The following is a 15,557-nucleotide window of genomic DNA, read 5'->3' as shown; positions in this document are numbered from 1 at the left end:
ATCGGGTGGTCGATCACCCGGCGGTCGAGGTAAGCGGTCTATCGGTCAGCTACGGCTCCACGCCGGTGCTGGTGGACGTGGGACTCACCGTCCCGGCCGGCACCGGCGTCTGCGTGACCGGGGAGAACGGCATCGGCAAGTCCACCCTGCTGCGCTGCGTGAGCAGCCTGCAGCGGCCGGACGCCGGCACCATCCGGGTCTTCGGCGGCGAACCGGGCGAGACCCCGGACTTCTGGCGTGCCGTGGTGACCACCGTGGAACCGCCGACCTGGTATCCGGGTCTCACCACCCGGGAACACGCCGAACTGATCTGCCGGGCCCACGGCCAGGACCCGGACGACGCCGGCATCGCCGAGGCCTTCGAACGGTTCGGCCTCGGCGGGCACGCTGACGCCATCCCGCCGTCGCTCTCCTCCGGGCAGAAGCAGCGCCTCACCCTGCTGCTGGCCCTGCTGCGGCCCAGCTCACTACTCATTCTCGACGAGCCGGAGCAGCGCCTCGACCCGGACGGCCGGGCCCTGGTGGCCGCGATGCTCGCCGACTACCTGACGGCCGGCGGCTCCCTGCTGCTGGCCAGCCACGACGACAAGTTCGCGTTCGCCTCCGGCGCCGAGATCACCACGATGGACTCGCTGAGCGGACCCGGGGCGTGACCGCCACCGTCCCGCTTCGCCCGGTCCGCCGCTGGATACACCGCACCCAGTCGGCGCACCGCGACCGCGGCGAGACCCTGGGCAGCCTCTACTTCGCTCTGCTCTTCGTGGTGATCGTCGGGGCCATGCTGCACCAGCAGATCACCGCCGTCCTCTGGCCCGAACAGCCGCGACTCTCCGGAGTGTCGGCGATCGCTTTGGGCGTACTGTGCGGCTCTCTGCTCCTGATGACCCTGCGCCGCCTCGGCCCGGTCTCGCTCAGCCGACCGGCGGCGTACTTCCTGCTCACCGCCCCGGTGAGCCGCCGCCGGCTGCTGCTTCCCGCAGCCCGGCTCACCGCGATCGCGGCGGCGTTGCTGGCCGCCGCGGCCGGTTTCGCCGTCGTCGGCCACACCACACAGCGCGACGCCGCACCGGTAGCCGCCATGACCGCCGGCGCGGCCGTCGCCGGGGTCGCCCTCTTCCTGGCCGCCGTCACCGCGCAGGGCGACCCGGTCCGGGCCGCGCTCACCGACCGGATCGTCGCGTTCACACTCGCCGCGGCCCTGGCCGAGCTGGTCGCGGAGGCGGCCGGCTGGGCGCCGCCCACCCTGGCCGGGTGGCCCACCGCCACGATCGTGGTTCCGCTGGTCGGTGCCCTCACGGTCCTGGTCACCGCCGGCTTCCTGCATGCGGTACGCGGACTCGCGCGCACTCCCAACGACCGCATCCTGGAGTCCTCGCAGACCGCGGGCACCCTCTTCGACGCGGCCTTCGGCATGGAGCCCTCCTGGGTCGCCGACATGGTGGAACGCCGCTTCTGGGCCCATCGCCGGCTACGTTCGTCCCGGCCGCCGGCCCGCCTCCCGGTACTCATCGGCCAGGACTACCTGCTGGCCCGGCGCCACCTGCCCCGCCTGCTCTGGCTGACCGCCGCCACCACCCTGCCGCTGCTCGTGGCCGGCGGCTCCGGCTGGCTCCTGGCCACCGTGCTCCCGCTAGGTGCCATGATCGCCGCCGGCACCACCACCGCCACGGTCAAGACCGACGCCGGCAACCCGGTCCTGCTGCGCCTCCTCGGCCTGAGCTCCCGCCAGGCACTCACCCAGCGCCTAGCGATTCCCGCCGTCCTGGCCACCACCTGGGCCACCCTCGCCATGACCCTGCTCCAGGCCACCGGCAAGGTACCCGGCAGCCTCTGGTGGCTGCTGGGCCTGACCCTCGGCCCGATCGGCGCCGCCGCCGCCGTCCGCCGAGCCCGGGTCGGCTTCGTCCGCAACGACCTGCTCCCCCTGGACACCCCCATGGGCACCGTCTCCACCGGTCCGCTGCTCAGCTCCGTAGCCGGCCCCGACCTGCTCATCCTGTCCCTGCCCACGATGCTGGCCATCGCCACCAACACCCCACCCACGCTGACCACCATCGCCATCCAGGCCGTCGTCACCGCCCTGGGCGTCCGCGCCTACGTGACCTACTCCACCTCAAACGACCGAGTAGACCTCACCCGCTAGCTGGCCCTCCGCCGCCCAAGCAACCGCGTAACTGTGCCCACCATGCAGCTCGCCTCACCCCGCTGCCGCCCACGCCCGTAACGAAGAACCGGACGACGTGCACGAAAGCCAGCTCGACCCACCCGGCTGGCGCCCACACACGCAATCGAGGCCTCGTCCGGCACCCGCACGCCAGTGATCAACAGGCCGAAGAAGCGGGCTCGGCTGTGCCTGATGGCTGTCACCGCCTCCCGGGCCGCACCGAGCCGAGCCGCGCTGGCCCGTGCCGCGCCACCCAGAGCCGAGCGGGCTGGGCCGGGCTGGGCCGGGCTGGGCCACCGCGCGACTGCCGCGACGGGCACTCTGGAACGGTCAGCTCGGACCTTGACCGCGAAAGATGTCTAGCGCCCGCCGCGCGGGGTCTGGGCCGTGGAGCCGGCCGCGGTGCACACGGGATGGCTTGCCAGCGGCCGCCGCGCGGGGTCCAGGTCGTCGGGCCGGTCGCGGTGGGCAGCGGCCCAGGCGAGCCGTCGATGACGCACCTCCCCCAGGCTCAACACGTGCGTGACGGACGGCCGGGCTCGGCGAGCCATCGCTGGCGCACGTTTGTTCGGGGGTCTCATCCGGTGGCCAGAGCAAGCCGCCCGCGAAGAGGTGACCTGGGCCGGAGCAGGCTACCCGCGAAGAGGTGACCTGGGCCGGAGCGGGCTACCCGCGAAGAGGCGAGCTGGAGGCGGGCGGGCGGGCTGCTCGCGCGAGCCGCGCTGCCCACGGTGAGCAGGCAAGGTTTTGGGGCGGTGATGGTCCACGCAGGGATCAAGCCTGACCGCCCGGAGTGGGCCATCGCCGCCCCAAAACCGTCCCCACCTCGCGAGCGCGAGAGAAACGCAGACCGCGAGCAGAGCTCAAGGGTCTTGCCCGGCCCCACGTGAGTGCTGTCTGGCGGCCGTTGAGACAGCATTGAGCGTGGGCCTGACTACGGAAGCTCTCTAGAAGAGGGTGAGCTCGTTCCGCTCCATACCCCGCAACTTGTCGTAGTCGACCACGACACAGCGGATCCCGCGATCAGTAGCAAGAACGCGCGCCTGTGGCTTGATCTCCTGCGCCGCGAAGATGCCCTTGACCGGGGCCAGCAGCGGGTCGCGGTTCATCAGTTCGAGGTAGCGGGTCAGCTGCTCAACCCCATCGATCTCGCCACGCCGCTTCACCTCGACGGCCACCGAGCCGCCCGAAGCGTCCTTGCACAGCAGGTCCACCGGACCGATCGCGGTCATGAACTCCCGGCGGACCAGTGTCCACCCCTCGCCGAACGTCTCCGGGTGCTCCGCCAGCAACTCCTGGAGGTGCGCCTCCACGCCGTCCTTCTGCAGACCGGGGTCGACCCCCAGCTCGTACGAGTAGTCCTGGAAGATCTCCTCGAGCGTGATCCGCAGCTCCTCGCCGGCCTTGTTCACCACCTTCCAGACGCCCGGCGCCTCCTGCAGTTTGCAGGGCGGGCTCATCCAGTTGAGTGGCTTGTAGGCACGGTCGTCGGCGTGAATGGACACCGACCCGTCGGCTTTCACCATAAGCAGCCGCACCGCCGGTGGCAGGTGGGCGGAGAGACGGCCGACATAGTCCACGGAGCACTTCGCGATGACCAGACGCACCGGGCGACACTACCCGACGCGTACCCGGCGGGGTTCGCATGCCGGTGCCATGCTGGTTTCGTGTTCGAAGCATTGACCGGTACCGGCCTCGCGGCATCCGCGGGCCTGAATGCATATATTCCACTGCTGACGATGGGTCTGCTGGCTCGCTACACGGAGGCGATCAGCCTGCCGACGGGCTGGTCCTGGCTGGCCAACGGCTGGACTCTGGTGATTCTGAGCCTGCTGCTGGCGATCGAGGTGGTGGCCGACAAGGTCCCGGTCGTGGACCACCTGAACGACATGGTGCAGACGTTCGTCCGGCCGACGGCCGGCGGGCTGGCGTTCGGCGCCGGGTCGGCTTCGGAGACGGTGACCGTCTCGGACCCGGGCACGTTCTTCACCTCACATCAGTGGGTGCCGATCGTGGCCGGCGGTTTGATCGCGCTGGGCGTGCACGCCGTCAAGACCGCTTCCCGGCCGGTGGTGAACGCCACCACGGCCGGCTTCGGCGCTCCGGTCGCCAGCACCGCCGAGGATTTCGGCAGTGTGGCGATGTCGATTCTGGCCATTGTGCTTCCGGTGCTGGTGCTGATCGGCCTGCTCGTGCTGCTGGTCGGCGCGGTCTGGGTGGTACGGCGACGGCGTAGGCGTAAAAGCGGGGTTGCATCGGTTTTCCGCCGCGGGGTCGGTTCAGTGTGAACGAATCTCGGGTGTCGAGACGCGGCAACTGTTTGGTTGACTTCTCGGGTGCCCGCAGTCGCCGTACCCGCTTTCGCCCTGTCCTGCTGGCTCGCCTGCTATCTGATCGGGCGTGATCCGCGGCGCTGGGTGCTCCGCTGGTCGGCGGCGGCGCTGGTGGCGTACGCCATCGGGGTCGCGGCCTGGACCATCGCACCGGATGCCATGCCCGCCCAGGTCTTCCTCTGCCTGCCGGCCCTCGGTTGGGCCGGTTCGGTGGTGGCGCTGCTGCCGCTGACGCCGCCGGAGCGGCGGCCGATCGACCGCGGCGCCCTGATTCTGGGCGTGCTCTTCCTGCCGATGGTGATCGCTCTGCCCGGGGTGGGCCGGCTGATCGCGCTGAGTCCGCTGCTCGGCGGCCTGACGCTGCTCTGGCGGCACCGGGGCCGGATCGTGCCGCGCATGCTTCCGTCCGCTCTGACCGTGATGGCCGTGTTGTACGCGTCCGGCCTCGGCCTTCTGCTCTCCCCCGCCGAGCTGGACGGGGACATGCTGCTGATCGGGGCGATCGGCGTGGACCTGCTGGCGGTCGGCTATCTGATCGCGGTGGCCCATGCGATGGAGTCTGGTGAGCGGCTGCGTCCGGACGTGCGCCGTTCGCTGGTCGCCGGGGTCGCCGTGACCGTGCTGGTGGCGCTGCCCGCCGCGGTGACCATGCTGCTGGTCCCGGACCATGACGGGGTGGTTCTGGTGCAGTTCGGCGTGGTGGCGGCCATGTCGGCGGCAGCCGGCCTGGCCGGGCGGCTGCGGCGGCTGCTGGACCGGGTGGCGCTTTACGACGACGTCGCGCTGCGATCCGACCGGGCGACCCTGTTCCTGAACGCGGACGCGCTGCTGCGGCGACGGGAGCCGCGCCGGTTGGGTGCGATCGGTGAACCGGAATTTCTGCGGCTGACCCGGCGGGCTCTCAACGACTTCGGTGACCTGGACCGGTTGGCACGAAGCCCGCTGACCGACATGCCGGTGGTGGAGCGGCGGCTGGCCGGGCGGGAGGATCAGCCGCGGGCCCGGGCGCGGGAGTTGCGGGCGGTGCTCCGGGAGTCGGTTTCGGCGTTGCGGCCGCCGGGCCCGTTCAGCACCACGGACGAGTGGCGGTATTACAACGTGCTCCAGTTCTGCTGTGTGCTGGGGCTGAACCCGTATGCGCGGCGGCAGCGGAGTGACGGGATGAGCCGGGAGGCGCGGCTGGCCGTGGACTGGTTCCGGCGTTATGTGCCGCAGGACGTCACCCGGCAGTGGCAGCGGGAAGCCGCGATGGTGGTGGCCGAGCGGCTCTGGACCGAGCTCGGGGGCCGGCACCGGGCGTTGCCGGGGCGACCGGCCACGGACGAGATAGCGACACGCCAACCCTGAGCGACACGCACCGCTAAAACCCCAAAAGGTGCGGAAATGGCTAAAATCCCCCACCATGGGCTCCGGGGGATGGCGTGGGTAGTCACCGCAACGCGCTCGTCGCCGCGGTCCGGCAGGAACTGGCCGAGGCGCGTGGCACCGCTCGGGCCGTGCTTGCCGCGGCCGAGTCGGCGCGTGGCGAGGCGCAGAACCGGCGGCGGCTGGTCCGCGACGCGTACGCCACGTGCCTGACCCAGCTGGCCGCGGCCCGGGAGGCGGCCCGCGACGACATCCAGCGGCGCTACCAGGACGAGGCCACCAAGCTCGCCGGCCACCTGCGTGGCCTGGCCACGGTCAGCGCGACCGGGGCCGCGGGAGCGCCGTGGCGGCTCTGGGCGCCGAGCGAGCCGGAGCCGGGCGGCCGTCCCGGACTGCTGCGCATCGGGGCCATCTCGTTCGACGAGACCACCACGCTGCCCGGCCTGGTCCCGCTGCTCGGTGCCGCCCACCTGCACCTGACGGGCCCGGCGCGGGTCCTCGACGAGGTGATCACCGGGGTGCTGCTCCGGGCACTCGGCAGCACCCGGGCCGGCGATGTGCAGCTCACCGTCTACGACCCGGAGCACCTCGGCGAGACGCTCGCCCCGTTCGCACCGCTGGGACCGGCGCTGGTCGGGCCCGGCGGGCTCGGGTCGCTCCTCGACGACCTGGTCGAGCACATCTGCCGGGTCAACGAGAGGGCCGGGTCCGAACCGGCGCCGTGGCGGCTCGTGGTGCTGCTCGCGGATCAGGCGGCCGCCGCCGAGCTGACCGCGGGGCAGCAGGCGCAACTGAACCGGATCGCGCGTACCGGGGTGGCGTGCGGGGTGCACCTGGTGGTCCGGGGGCTGCCGCTGGAGTCGCATCCCACGGTGGAACGGATCGTGGTCCGCGACCAGATCGCCACCTGCGGCTCGCTCGGCCGGCTGGAGATCCGCCTGGACCCGCCACCCGCCGCGGAGCGGATCACCGCGTTCTGCCAGGGTGCGGCGGAGCGGCTGCGAGCCGGGCCGCCACCGGCCCGGATCGCCGACCTGGAGCCGGCCCGGCAGTGGATCGAGTCGTCCCGGAACGGCCTGCTGGCGCCGATCGGCGACAGCACCGACCAGACGCTGGTCGAGGTGCCGCTCGATGACGACACTCCGCACGCGCTGATCGGCGGGCCGCCCGGATCCGGCAAGACCAACCTGATCTACACCTGGCTGGGTTCGCTCGCCGCCCGGTACGGCCCGGAGGAGCTCGCCCTCTACCTGCTCGACTTCGCGGCGGGCGTGTCCTTCGCCCGGTACGCCCCCGGCCCCCGCGACCCCAGCTGGCTGCCACAGGTGCGCCTCACCGGGATCAACGTCAGCAACGATCGCGAGTTCGGGCTGGCCATGCTGCGTCACCTCGGCGAGGAGCTGCGCAGCCGGGCCCAGGCCGCCAAACGGTACGGCGCGGGCAACCTGGCCGAGCTGCGCAGCGCGGACCCGGCCGGCCACTGGCCCCGGATCGTCGCGGTGATCGACGAGTTCCCGGTGCTGCTCGACGGCCGGGACGCGATCGCCGACGAGGCCGCCGGACTACTGGAGGACCTGGCCTCGCGCGGCCGGGCACAGGGCATCCATCTGATCTTCTCGGCCGGGGAGACCGCGCTGCCCGGCCGTACCGAACTGATCGGCCGGTTCAAGCTGCGGATCGCGCTGCCCAAGGCGCACGGGATCCTGGCCGGCGACAACCTGGCCGCGGCCGTCATCCCCCGCTTCCACGCGGTGGTGAACACCATGTCCGGCGTGGCCGGGGCCAACCGCGTGGTCCGGCTGCCGGACGCCGGTGACCGCGGCGCCTGGCGCACCGTCCAGCGCAGGCTGTGGCGGAACCGGCCGCTCGGCTGCGAGGAGCCGCGACTCTTCGACGGGGGCGCGGTCCCGCGGCTGCCGGCCGCGTACCGGCCGTCGGGACGGGTGCCGTCGGTGGACGCGCCGGTCGGGTCGTCCCCGGGGGCGGTGCTCGGCGAGCGGATCGACGTCGCGGCACAGCCGGCCCGGCTTCGGCTCGGACGGATGCCGGGACGGAACCTGGCGGTGCTCGGTACGCGTACCGATGAGGCCTGTGACGTGCTCGCGGCCGCCGCACTGTCCCTCGCCGCGCAGGGCCCCGCGCACTTCAGCGTGGTCTGCCTGGCGCCCGAGGCGGAACGTGCCGCGGCCCGCCTGGTCGCCGAGCTCCCCGCCGCCGACTGGTACGACACCACCGACGTCCATTTCGACCTGACCCACTCCGACGTCCCGCGGTACGTGCTCGGCTACGCGCTGGACGAGGCCGGCCCCGAGCATCAGGCCGCCCTGCGGACCCTGCTGGCCGACGGACCGGAACAGCGCACCCACGTGCTCGGCTGGTGGCGTTCGACAGCCCGGCTGGGTGACCTGGACACGATCGGCGCCTGGGTGGCACTCGACGTTCCGGGCGCCGACCTCGCTCCGCTGCACCCGCAACCCGAAGGTCCGGTCTGGCACCCGCGGCGCAGGAGGGCGCTGTTCTTCGACCGATCCGTGCACCGCACACCCGAAGTGATCATCCCGTACGAGGTGAACAGTGACCACACGTGACCGGCAGCCCCTGGGCCGCGACTACCAGCTGATGGTGAGCGCCCTCGCCGAAGTCACCCGGCGGCGCGACACCGAACTCGACGACGCCGAGCAGGCGTACCAGGACAGTGCCGCCCGGGCGGCCGGCGAACTGGCCCGGGCCGAGCACGACGCCCTCGCCGCGGACCGGTGGGCCGGTGCGGCGGCGGCTCAGGTACTGGACGTGGACCGGGAGGCGGCCCGCCTCTGGGACCAGCTGCGGCGGGCACGTGGCATGCGGGTCCGCGCGCTGGGCGAGATGCCGGAACCCGCACCGGTGGAGACACTGCCCCGGGTGGCGCTGCAACGGCGCCCGACGACCGAGGACGCGCCGGCACCCGGCCGGCAGTCGCCGCGGACCATTCTGTCCCGCGCGGCGGATCGGATCGACGTGACGGTGCGCCCGGCCAGGCGCCGGTCGCTGTCCGGCTGGGCGTTACCGCTGCTGCCGGTGGTGGGCGCGGTCTGCGCGGCGCTCACCGGCCTGGTGGCCGCCGGACTGGTGACCTTCGGGGGTACGGGTGTGTGGGGCGGCGTGCTCATCCGCGGACTGGGCTGGCTGACGTTCCTGGTGGCCCCGTCCGCCGGAGTGCCGGTGGCCGCGCTGCTGGCCCACCGCCGGCTCGGTGCCCGGATGGACATCGGCGGCATCGGTCTGACCCTGCTCGGCGGCATGGTCGCGGCAACGCTGCTGTCGCTGGCCTTCGCCGCGTCCAGGTGACAAGACCGCCCGCTGAGCGAGAGCCGGCCCGCTGCAGGACCCGCACCACCGGCGGTAGCCGCCGGAGGCGGGGGACGGCCCAGTTCCGCGGTGGGAGGTGTGGGGCGTACCCCGAAGGGGTTTGCCGGTGCGACGCGAAGCCGCACCGGCGAACCGAGCTCAGTACGAGTAAAAGCCCTTGCCGGTCTTTCGCCCCAGGTCGCCGGCCATGACCATGCGCTGGAGCAGCTCCGGCGGGAAGAACTTCTCGTCCGCCGTGTCGTGGTAGATGTTGCTGGTCGCGTTGAGCATGACGTCGAGGCCGGTGAGGTCGACGGTGGCCAGCGGTCCCATCGCGTGCCCGAAGCCGAGCTTCATGACCGTGTCCAGGTCGGCCGCGCTGACCACGCCGGACTCGACCAGCTTGATCGCCTCGACGAGCAGGGCGGAGAAGAGCCGGTTGGAGACGAACCCGGCCACGTCCCGCTTGACCTCGACGCAGGTCTTGCCGACCTCCTCGGCGTAGCCGCGCGCCGCGGCCAGGGTCTCGTCCGAGGTCTGGTATCCGCGGACCAGCTCGACCAGCTTCATCATCGGCACCGGCGAGAAGAAGTGGATGCCGACGACCGACTCGGGCCGTGCGGTGACCGTGGCGATCTGGGTGATCGGGATGGCGCTGGTGTTGGTCCCCAGGACCGCGCCCGCCTTGCAGATCTTGTCGAGAGCCTTGAAGACCTCGTGCTTGGCCTCGATCTTCTCGTAGATGGCCTCGACCACGACGTCGGCGTCCGCCGCCGCGTCCAGGTCGGTGGTGGGGGTGATCCGGGCGAGGGTGGCTTCGACGTCGTCCTCGGCGATCCGGCCCTTGGCCGCGAACCGGCTCAGCGACTCCCTGATCGCGGTCATGCCGCGGCCGAGCGAGGCGTCGTCGACGTCCCGCATGGTGACCTGCCAGCCGGCCTGCGCCGAAACCTGCGCGATGCCGGAACCCATCAATCCGGAACCGATGACCGCGAGCCGTCCCGCCATGTTCCACTCCTTAGTCCGAGGGGGCCACAGTCTAACGGCGCTACTTAACGAAGATTCAGCACGGCTCCCGATCGGGTCGAATACCCAGAAATCGGGGGTCGTCGGTGCCAGACTGTGCCCATGGCCACGAGCGACGGCTGGTACCTCATCGGACCGTTGATCGCCGTCGGATTGGTCGGCTTCCTCGGCGCGGTGTTCTGGCGCATGGGCCTGCAGCCCACCGGACCGGCCGGCGGCGAACCGGCGCGTGACGGGTACGCGGACGGCCTGGCGATCTTCGGCGACCGGGAGGACTACGGTCTCCTCTTCCCGGCAGCGGTCGCCGACGACATCGCGGTGGCCGACGAGATCCGGCGACTTCTCGGCGACGCCGGCATCCGGGCGACCACCGCGACCCGGCGCGACGGCCGGGTCTGCGTGCTGGTCTTCTGCGAAGAGGTGGAGGAGGCCCGCCGCCTGGTCGGCTCGTTCTGAAGAGGTTCCCTCTAGAAGTCGAAGGTCGGCTCGGGTACGTCCGTCCGCTCCACCTCGACGCCCAGCCGGGCCAGGTCCGCGACGAAATCCGGATAGCCACGGTCGATGTGGTGCACCTCGCCGACCTCGGTCACCCCGTCCGCGCAGAGCCCGGCGATCACCAGGCCGGCACCGGCCCGGATGTCGGTGGCCCGCACCGGGGCACCGGAGAGCCGCTCCCGCCCGTTCACGACCGCGTGGTGCCCGTCGGTACGGATGTCCGCACCGAGCCGCACCATCTCGTTCACGAACATGAACCGGCCGTCGAAGATGTTCTCGGTGATCAGCGACGCGCCCTCGGCGACCGCGGCCAGACCGAGCGCCATCGGCAGCAGATCGGTCGCGAACCCCGGGTACGGCAGCGTGACGATATCGACGTTCTTCGGCCGCTCGGTCATCCGGACCCGGAACTGGTTGTCGCCGGGCTCGACCGTGGCACCCGCTGTGACCAGCTTGTCCAGCGCGATGTCCAGGAACTCCGGCCGTACGCCGTGCACGGTCACGTCGCCCCGCGTCATCGCGGCGGCGAACGCCCAGGTGCCGCCCACGATCCGGTCACCGACCGTGGTGTGCCGGACCGGCTTGAGCGGCCCGTCCACCCCCTCGACCGCCAGGGTGGAGGTGCCGGCTCCGTCGATCCGGGCGCCCATGGCGTTGAGCATCTGGCAGATGTCCACGATCTCGGGCTCGCGCGCCGCGTTGTCGATCTCCGTGACGCCCTTGGCGAGCACCGCGGCCATCAGCAGGTTCTCGGTGGCGCCGACGCTCGGGAAGTCGAGCCAGATCTTGGTGCCGCGCAGTCCGGCCGGTGCCGAGGCGATCACGAAGCCGTGCTCGCCGGAGATCTCCGCGCCCATCCGGGCCAGGCCGGAGACGTGCATGTCCAGACCTCGGGAGCCGATCATGTCGCCGCCCGGCAGGGCCACCCGTACGTAGCCGCGGCGGGCCAGCAGCGGGCCGAGCACGCAGATCGACGCGCGCAGCCGGCGGACCAGGTCGTAATCGGCCTCGCTGCCCGGCTCGGTGGGCACGTCGATGACCGCTTCCCCGTTCGCGAGGCTGACCTCGCAGCCGAGGCGGCGCAGCACCTCAGCCATGATCGCGATGTCGGTGATCCGTGGCACGTTCGACACCACGCTGCGGCCCTCGGCGAGCAGCGCCACCGCCATCAGCTTGAGCGCAGAGTTCTTGGCGCCGCCGACCACGACGTCGCCGGCGAGCCGCGCGCCGCCCTTCACCCTGATCACATCCACGCGGGCCATGGTATGGGCCGCGTCCCAGTCCGGTTCCGTAGGGGCCGCATGAACGACGGCGGCCGCACAGGCGAGGGCCGGCCGGGATGCGAGGCTAAGCTCAGCCGCATGGCAGTGCATCTCACCCGGATCTACACCCGTACCGGCGACGCCGGCCAGACCCGTCTGGTCAACAACGAGGTCGCGCCGAAGACCGCGCCGCGCATCGCGGCATACGCGGACGCCGACGAGTGCAACGCCGCGCTGGGTGTCGCTCTCGCGCTGGGCGATCTTCCCGAAGAGGTACGAGCAGTGCTCGCCACCATCCAGAACGACCTCTTCGACCTCGGCGCCGACCTGGGGAACCCGCTCTCGCCGGAGCCCCCGGAATACCCGCCGCTGCGGATCACCGAGGAGTACGTGACCCGCCTCGAAGGCTGGTGCGACGAGTTCAACGAGCGGCTCGCACCGCTGGACAGCTTCATCCTTCCGGGCGGAACCCCCGGCGCCGCCCTGTTGCACGTGGCACGCACGGTGGCGCGGCGCGCGGAGCGTTCGGCCTGGGCTCTTCAAGAACAGGAACCGGAGCGTACGAGTGTGCAGCCGGCGAAATACCTGAACCGCCTCTCCGACCTGCTCTTCATCCTGTCCCGGGTGGCCAACCCGGACGGGGACGTGAAGTGGGTCCCCGGCGGCGCCCGGAAGTGACCGGCTAGGCCCGCAGCTCGCCGTCGATGACGGTGACCGCGTGGCCGCTCAGGTGGGTGCGGTCACCGCGCAGGGCGACCCGCACGAAGCCGCCCCGCGGGGAGGCCTGGTAACCGGTCAGCTCGTCCCGGCCCAGCCTCTCCGCCCAGAAGGGCGCGAGGGCGGTGTGCGCGCTGCCGGTGACCGGGTCCTCGTCGACGCCGACCGCCGGGCCGAAGAAGCGGGAGACGAAGTCGTAGCCGGCCGCCGTCTCGGCGGCCGCCGTGATGATGACGCCCCGCTTCGAGAGCGGCACGAGCGCGCGCAGATCGGGGACGATCGCTCGCACGGTCTTCTCGTCGGCCACCTCGACCAGCAGGTCATCGGTGTTCGGGCCGGTGTGCCACACGGACCGGATCTCCACACCGAGGGCAGCGGCGAGCGCCGGGTCGGCCTCGACCGGCGTCAGCGGCGCGGTCGGGAAGTCCAGCGTGATCATCTCGTCCGGACCGGGCGACGCGACAAGCACGCCGCTGCGGGTGGCGAACCGGACCGGACTGGTCACCTGTAGAACGTGCGCGGCGGCCAGGGTGGCGTGCCCGCAGAGCGAGACCTCGACCGCCGGGGTGAACCAGCGCAGTGCCCAGTCGGCGTCGGAGCCGGCCGGCAGCGGGTGCAGGAACGCGGTCTCGGCGTGGTTGACCTCGGCGGCCACCCGCTGCATCCAGGCGTCCTCTGCGAAGGCGTCGAGGAGAAGAACCCCGGCCGGTGCCCCGGAGAAGGGGCGATCGGTGAACGCGTCGACGACCCGGATGCGCACGGTCAGCCCTCGATGGGCCGGGGTCCGAAGGCGGGACGGCCGCTCACGCTACCCGGGCCACGCGGTGGCCCGGCCTCGAGCCAGGAGAGAAAGCCGGTCACCGTGGTCTCCGCCATGGCGATCTCCAACTCCGCCAGGCCGGTGCCGCAGCGGAGGATCACCCAGTGCCCGGGCATGGTGAGACGTTCCGGACCGGACGGGAGGCGTCGCTCGCGGACCGTGAGCGTGCGCCGGTCCAGCACCCGCTTGGGACGGATCGCCAGGCTGAACATCCGGTGGAAGCGGAGCTCGTCGCCGACGAACTGGCCCAGGCCGGGCGACCAGCCGCGGCCGGGCACCATGGTGCTGATCCGGACCTGGACCCGGATGGTTCCGCCGCCGAGCCTGAGCAACCGGCGGCGGAAGAAGACGGCGAAAAGGAGCGCGAGGAGCGCGACGACGCAGATTCCGGCGATCTCCAGAATCCGCATCGCCGGCGTCAGTGCGACTCGGGCGTGGCGGGCGTGGCGCTCTCGGCGAGCACCGTGACGCCGTTCGCGTCGATGGAGAGGAAACCGCCGGCCACGTCGTAGGTCAGCTGCTCACCACCGGCGAGCTTCACCCGGACCTGGGACGGCTCCTTGAGCAGACCGAGGAGCGGCGAGTGACCGGGCAGGACACCGATCTCGCCCTCGGTCGTACGCGCCACGAGCATCTCCGCCTCGCCGGACCAGACCTTCTCCTCGACGGCGACGACCTCGACGTGCAGCTGGTTGGCCACGCTGTCTCCCTTTGACGCTGCGAAACCGAACGGGTGAAGTCTAGTCGGCGCCCCAGGTCACCGTGGTACGGGGTGCCGACTCAGCCGTCCTTGCTCACGTACTCCGGATGGTCCAGCAGGAACGACGCGACCCGGTCGTCCTTGATCGCCTGGAAGAACTCCTCGGTCGACGGCGCCAGCTGCTCACCCAGGTACCGGCCGTTCTGCTGGAGCGCGCCGCCGGGCAGCTTGATCAGCGTCATGTCGTCGGTGTTGACGTCGCGCATCGCCAGACCCCAGTCGACCACGCTGTTCCCCTCGCCGAAGAAGGTGAGCGAGTCACCGGCCGCGTCCAGCACCTTCAGCAGCTTGGTCGGGTTGGTCACCACGTCCTTGCTCATCGCCTGCTTGGCGATCGCCTTGACGAACTGCTGCTGGTGCCGCTGCCGGTCGTAGTCACCGTTCGGCAGCCCGTACCGCTGGCGGACGTAGTCGAGCGCCTCCCACGCCTCGAGGTGGTAGGTGCCCTTCTTGTAGACCTTCTGCGGCCCCACGTACGGGTGCTCGCAGCCGCCCTCGCCGCACTCCGGGCGCTTGGGACGAGCCTTGCCGTTCGGCTGCAGGTGCTCCGACTTCACGTTCTGGTCGATCGTCATGGTGACGCCGCCCATCGCCTCGACGATCTCCTTGAAGCCCCCGAAGTTGACGATCGCGCCGGCGTCGAACTCCTTGATACCGGTGAGGTTGGTGACCGTCTTGGCGAGCAGCTGGAAGCCCTGCTTCTCGTCGTACTTCCCGTTGCCGATCGCGCTGCCGTGCGTCATCGCCGCGTTGATCTTCGAGCTGCCGCCCTGGAAGCCGGACTTCGCGAAGGCGGGAATCTCGACGTACAGGTCCCGGGGCAGGGAGAAGAGGTAGACCTGATCCATCGAGGCCGGCACGTGCGCCACCAGGATCGAGTCGGAGAGGGGCGCGGTCTTCGAACCCCGCGGGTCGATGCCGGCGAGCAGGATGTTGACCGGGCCCTTGATCTCCGCGGCCTTCTTGGTCGCCCCCGAGGCCGGGTCGCCACCGATCGTCACGCCGTCGGAGTCCACCGCCCCGGTGTACTTGGCGATCAGGGCCTGACCGGTCACCAGCACGCCGCCGCTCGTGACCATCAGGACGGCACCGAACGCGGCACTGAGCCTCGCCCACCACGGCGTGCGGCGCCTATAAGACTTTGCCACTCGATCCCCAACTCTGCCGGGCCACCCAACGACCCCGGGACGATCGCAGGATCATGGAACGCGGCGCCAAGCATACCCAAGCCGAAACGAACTCCGGACGCTTGAAGTGCCTCGCTCCAGAAAACGAACGAGAGCCGCAC

General features: G+C 71.4%; 15 protein-coding genes. 8 read left to right on the top strand and 7 right to left on the bottom strand.

Translation table 11 applies throughout. The features are described 5' to 3' along the window. Nucleotides 1–5: 5 nt before the first annotated feature. Nucleotides 6–653, top strand: coding sequence for an ABC transporter ATP-binding protein (locus tag I4J89_RS10610; protein ID WP_196413701.1), 648 nt, complete (start codon nt 6–8; stop codon nt 651–653). Further along, nucleotides 650–2,143, top strand: a complete 1,494-nt coding sequence (locus I4J89_RS10605) for a DUF6297 family protein (RefSeq protein WP_196413700.1) — start codon at nt 650–652, stop codon at nt 2,141–2,143. The genes I4J89_RS10610 and I4J89_RS10605 overlap by 4 nt, the downstream gene beginning before the upstream one ends. Nucleotides 2,144–3,111: 968 nt before the next feature. Here I4J89_RS10605 and nucS read toward each other — a convergent pair. Beyond that, on the bottom strand, nt 3,112–3,771 hold the full coding sequence (gene nucS, locus I4J89_RS10600; protein WP_196413699.1) for an endonuclease NucS: 660 nt from the start codon (nt 3,769–3,771) through the stop codon (nt 3,112–3,114). A gap of 60 nt (nt 3,772–3,831) precedes the next feature. Between nucS and I4J89_RS10595 the strand changes: the two genes are divergently transcribed. The 4 genes from I4J89_RS10595 (at nt 3,832) to I4J89_RS10580 (ending at nt 9,189) form a co-directional block, all read left to right on the top strand. Further along, the gene (locus tag I4J89_RS10595; protein ID WP_196413698.1) at nt 3,832–4,452 is read left to right on the top strand and encodes a DUF4126 domain-containing protein; all 621 of its coding nucleotides are present in this window, start codon (nt 3,832–3,834) and stop codon (nt 4,450–4,452) included. Between the two features lie 48 nt (nt 4,453–4,500). Continuing rightward, nucleotides 4,501–5,844, top strand: coding sequence for a hypothetical protein (locus I4J89_RS10590; RefSeq protein ID WP_309238256.1), 1,344 nt, complete (start codon nt 4,501–4,503; stop codon nt 5,842–5,844). A gap of 74 nt (nt 5,845–5,918) precedes the next feature. Beyond that, nucleotides 5,919–8,450, top strand: a complete 2,532-nt coding sequence (locus I4J89_RS10585; protein WP_196413697.1) for an FtsK/SpoIIIE domain-containing protein — start codon at nt 5,919–5,921, stop codon at nt 8,448–8,450. After that, nucleotides 8,437–9,189 carry a hypothetical protein gene (locus tag I4J89_RS10580; protein WP_196413696.1) on the top strand — a complete coding sequence of 251 codons (753 nt, stop codon included), beginning with the start codon at nt 8,437–8,439 and terminating at the stop codon, nt 9,187–9,189. Before I4J89_RS10585 ends, I4J89_RS10580 begins: the two co-directional genes overlap by 14 nt. Nucleotides 9,190–9,348: 159 nt before the next feature. Here I4J89_RS10580 and I4J89_RS10575 read toward each other — a convergent pair whose 3' ends face one another. Continuing rightward, on the bottom strand, nt 9,349–10,197 hold the full coding sequence (locus I4J89_RS10575; RefSeq protein ID WP_196413695.1) for a 3-hydroxyacyl-CoA dehydrogenase family protein: 849 nt from the start codon (nt 10,195–10,197) through the stop codon (nt 9,349–9,351). Between the two features lie 120 nt (nt 10,198–10,317). On the opposite strand from I4J89_RS10575, the gene I4J89_RS10570 reads away from it, so the two are divergent. Continuing rightward, nucleotides 10,318–10,671 (top strand): hypothetical protein, encoded by a 354-nt coding sequence (locus I4J89_RS10570; protein WP_196413694.1) that lies wholly within the window; start codon nt 10,318–10,320, stop codon nt 10,669–10,671. A gap of 11 nt (nt 10,672–10,682) precedes the next feature. Here the strand turns inward: I4J89_RS10570 and murA are convergent, their stop codons facing one another. Then, the gene (murA, locus tag I4J89_RS10565; RefSeq protein ID WP_196413693.1) at nt 10,683–11,972 is read right to left on the bottom strand and encodes a UDP-N-acetylglucosamine 1-carboxyvinyltransferase; all 1,290 of its coding nucleotides are present in this window, start codon (nt 11,970–11,972) and stop codon (nt 10,683–10,685) included. A gap of 99 nt (nt 11,973–12,071) precedes the next feature. Here murA and I4J89_RS10560 point away from each other — a divergent pair, with 99 nt between their 5' ends. Further along, complete coding sequence (locus I4J89_RS10560) at nt 12,072–12,650, top strand: cob(I)yrinic acid a,c-diamide adenosyltransferase (RefSeq protein ID WP_196413692.1); 579 nt, start codon at nt 12,072–12,074, stop codon at nt 12,648–12,650. Between the two features lie 4 nt (nt 12,651–12,654). On the opposite strand, the gene I4J89_RS10555 is transcribed toward I4J89_RS10560, so the two are convergent. The 4 genes from I4J89_RS10555 to I4J89_RS10540 all read right to left on the bottom strand — a co-directional run bounded on the left by I4J89_RS10555 (nt 12,655) and on the right by I4J89_RS10540 (nt 15,417). Beyond that, nucleotides 12,655–13,449: a PhzF family phenazine biosynthesis protein gene (locus I4J89_RS10555; protein ID WP_196413691.1), complete on the bottom strand. Its 795-nt coding sequence runs from the start codon at nt 13,447–13,449 to the stop codon at nt 12,655–12,657. 2 nt (nt 13,450–13,451) lie between these two features. Then, complete coding sequence (locus tag I4J89_RS10550; protein WP_196413690.1) at nt 13,452–13,919, bottom strand: DUF2550 domain-containing protein; 468 nt, start codon at nt 13,917–13,919, stop codon at nt 13,452–13,454. A gap of 8 nt (nt 13,920–13,927) precedes the next feature. After that, nucleotides 13,928–14,209, bottom strand: coding sequence for a F0F1 ATP synthase subunit epsilon (locus I4J89_RS10545; protein ID WP_196413689.1), 282 nt, complete (start codon nt 14,207–14,209; stop codon nt 13,928–13,930). A gap of 80 nt (nt 14,210–14,289) precedes the next feature. Next, complete coding sequence (locus I4J89_RS10540; protein ID WP_373688115.1) at nt 14,290–15,417, bottom strand: LCP family protein; 1,128 nt, start codon at nt 15,415–15,417, stop codon at nt 14,290–14,292. Nucleotides 15,418–15,557: the final 140 nt, after the last annotated feature.

Origin of the sequence: Actinoplanes aureus (assembly GCF_015704865.1) — a bacterium.
Taxonomy (GTDB): Bacteria; Actinomycetota; Actinomycetes; order Mycobacteriales; family Micromonosporaceae; genus Actinoplanes; species Actinoplanes aureus.
The sequence above is the reverse complement of the archived record's forward strand: the minus strand, read 5'-3'. Positions and strand labels throughout refer to the sequence as shown.